This is a genomic window from Nocardia noduli (assembly GCF_019038455.1).
Taxonomy (GTDB): domain Bacteria; phylum Actinomycetota; class Actinomycetes; order Mycobacteriales; family Mycobacteriaceae; genus Nocardia; species Nocardia noduli.
The window spans coordinates 1-414 of record NZ_JAFMPL010000299.1 but is presented as its reverse complement, the minus strand read 5'-3'; the positions used below and the strand labels follow the sequence as shown (position 1 = coordinate 414).

The window sequence follows — 414 nt, the reverse complement described above, 5'->3', positions numbered from 1 at the left end:
CCCACATCCCAGCCCCGGTCCAGAGGCCACTGCGACACCACATCCCGGCCCTGTACCAGCAGCTGCCACAACTCTTCGCGTGAGGACACACCACCCGGGAAACGACACCCCACACCCACGATCGCTATCGGCTCGGCCGAATGCCCCACCACCACCGGTTCGGCGACCACAGATGCTCCGGCCAGCTGCTGGTGTAGATGTTCGGTGACCGCTCTCGGGGTCGGGTAGTCGAAGATCAAGGTCGCCGGAACCGCCACTCCGGTGGCGGTCTTGATCCGGTTGCGGGCTTCGACGGCGGTGAGGGAGTCGAATCCCAGTTCCTGGAAGTTACGGTCGGCGTCGATCGCGGTGGCGTCGTCGTGTCCGAGCACGATCGCCACCTGGGTCCGCACCAATTCCAGCAGGATCTTGATC

1 protein-coding gene is annotated in these 414 nt (G+C 65.0%); it reads right to left on the bottom strand.

Going from position 1 to position 414, the window contains the following annotated elements; genetic code table 11:
- Positions 1-414: acyl carrier protein (locus tag JZ792_RS41475; RefSeq protein WP_254191108.1), on the bottom strand; the 414-nt coding region annotated here is incomplete at both ends.